3 protein-coding genes are annotated in these 2,671 nt (G+C 33.4%); all 3 read left to right on the top strand.

The window, feature by feature from the left end:
• On the top strand, positions 1-246 hold a 246-nt coding region (locus N4A68_03195), incomplete at its 5' end, for a hypothetical protein (GenBank protein ID MCT4563321.1).
• Between the two features lie 327 nt (positions 247-573).
• Positions 574-1,491 carry a copper amine oxidase N-terminal domain-containing protein gene (locus N4A68_03190; protein ID MCT4563320.1) on the top strand — a complete coding sequence of 306 codons (918 nt, stop codon included), beginning with the start codon at positions 574-576 and terminating at the stop codon, positions 1,489-1,491.
• The coding region (locus N4A68_03185) for a hypothetical protein (GenBank protein MCT4563319.1) at positions 1,484-2,671 on the top strand (1,188 nt) is incomplete at its 3' end. The genes N4A68_03190 and N4A68_03185, both read left to right, overlap by 8 nt.

Below are 2,671 nucleotides of genomic sequence, written 5' to 3'. Positions count from 1 at the left end.
TATTTATATACACCAAGTAAAACCATTGAAATGGTAGGGTCAAATGGTCGTTTTGAATTACCACTCAATAAAAACAGTGTTCTTCATAATAAAATGCATTATATACCAGTGCATACCCCCGATGGAGATTATAAAATCACAGTGGATTTAAAGGGAGCTTCAACCCCTGGAGGGAAATTAAATATATGTGTAGATACAATCATCCCAGTTAAGGGGGATATGTACGAAGATGATAATACTAATTAGTGAAATTATTGGATAATTATATTCAAAAGAGTTAAGCTAGATAATTCCATTGAATAAGAGGAATATAAAATAGATGAAAGTAGATTGTTTATATTTTATTGGTTAGAGGATGAAGATGATTATATGGAAGTTAATAAGCTCATTGGGATGGATAAAAATGGATTGGTTGTTTATGAGCATAGTTTTAAATAATGATATCAGGAAGTAGGATGGTATTGGCAAGAAATTATGAAAATTCCATAGGGGTATACGACAGGGGGAAGGTTTTTTGTCGTAAATAAATTCTATATAACAGCAGGAAATATAAATTAGAGGGGGATATATACTATGAAAAAAATAATAATTATAACTATAGCTTTAATCATGATCTTAAGCTTAAATGTACTTGCAGAAGGTGACAATTACAAAATGGATGAAGACGGAAAGCTAATAAAAGTAGATGAAAACTTTGATAATACAGTTAATGTAGAAGTCGATGGAGTTAAAATCAAATTCAAAGACGCTAAACCCTTTATAAACAAGGAACAAAGAACAGTTGTCCCAGTTAGGTTTATAGCCGAAGCCCTAGGAGCTAAGGTAGATTGGAATGGAGAAACGAGAACTGTATTTATAGATCAAGATAAAAAACATATCAAACTAGTAATAGGTGCCATGGAAGCCACAGTTGATTCAAAGATCATAAAATTTGATACCAAGGCAGAAATATACTTCAATAGGACCTTTGTTCCCCTACGCTTTGTCTCTGAAGCCTTAGGGGCTAGTGTTGGTTGGAATGGAGAGAGTAGGACGGTTACTGTTGATACGAAGAAGGAGGAAGTGGTAAAAGAAGTCCCAGAGAGTATTCAAGAAAAGATTAAGACCCTTGAAAGCGAAGAGTTGAAGGAGGTCGCATTAGTATCTCCTAAAATGGATATAGATAATAAAGTGGTTTTCTATAGTATTGATGGAGAAACGGATTTAGATTCTATAGGAATTTCTGCTTCATATAGTGATTACCATAAAAACTATCTAATTACAGTATATCCAGATATATACAGAAAAGATTATTCAGTCCTTAAAGATATGCTCAAAGTATATTATCCAACACAATTCGAAACTGTTTATGCTTATGTAAGCAATGTAATAGATAATGAAAAACCGACAACAGAAAGATCAAAACAATTTATATATGATGGAAGAACCTTTAGCAGCAAAAAAATTGAAGGTGCAGTAAGTATATACATTGGAGGTGAAACTGATGAATAGGGGTATGGCAAAGGCTTTGATAGTATTGATATTAGTATCTTCCTTAATTTATCCAATACCAGCAATAGCACAGAATAAAGAGCTTATTGCCTATGTACCTCACTATAGATTAGAGCAAGAAGGGATTTTAATTTATAAAGATCAGGATGGAAATTGGATAAATGGTCAACTTGGGAAAAGTATTGATATAGAGCAAAGTATAGACCTTACAGAATTTGTAGAACAGGAAGATATTAAGGATGTCTTTAATGTTGTTGCATACCCCTATGATCTAGGCTTCATGTTTTCTACAGAAAACTTTATAAGGCCTATAAACAAGTTTTGTGGTACTAAGGATAGCTTTATTGAAAATTACTATAATCATGGAACGGATAATATAGAAGTTACTGACAAGTCTTTAAGCAATGGGGTTGTAAAACTTAAATACAATGCACAGCTTACACCACAGGTTGAACCTTTAAAGGTGTCGGATTATACCGATGAAGATATATATATGATTTTAGGACAAGATCCTAACGATCCAAATTCTAACACTAAAATGGATTTAGAAGCTATTAGAAAGCTTCAGCCAATTGAAAATTCACATGTTCCAAAAGAAACCTTAGATGGTCTACTAAATGAGGAAGGTAAGAAAAACGGCTTTGCAGTATATGGTATTCCAGAAGATGTTCCAGATAACGACTATAAAAATAAACAAGGGCAGATAGTTTCCAAAGATGATGATGGAGCTATTCCAAGATATTTAGGTTACGATCTTAATGGAAATCCCTTTACAAATGAAGCATTTCCACCGGATGTTAAGACTGGACTTAAGGTTTGGGAAAAAAATTGGATACCACAACCATGGAATACAGATATAAAAAATCAAAAACAACCTAGGCAAAATAAATATAATTGGAAAGAACCTTATAGAAGTGAAGCTATCACATGGCTCAATCAACTAAGCTGGGCTGGCAAAAACGGTTGGACAGGAGAAAAGCTCATCGATCACTTTATGATTCAATCGCCACAAAGTGACTATACACAGGGTAGTTTCGTAGGTTGGCATGATTACAATGGAAAAGTCCTATATCAAACCTTCACCATACCACCAAAAGAAAAAATAAACTTTAATGAAGTTGAAGCCTACATAATATTCATTCCAATCATCATAGAATACTGGGTGGAAGCCAAAACCAAT

The sequence above is a fragment of the Maledivibacter sp. genome (assembly GCA_025210375.1).
GTDB lineage: Bacteria > Bacillota > Clostridia > Peptostreptococcales > Caminicellaceae > JAOASB01.
This window is presented reverse-complemented; position numbering and strand designations above follow the sequence as displayed.

Excerpts from the sequence above, each read along its gene's own strand:
- N4A68_03190 (MCT4563320.1), top strand. The coding sequence starts at position 574 with ATGAAAAAAATAATAATTATAACTATAGCTTTAATCATGATCTTAAGC.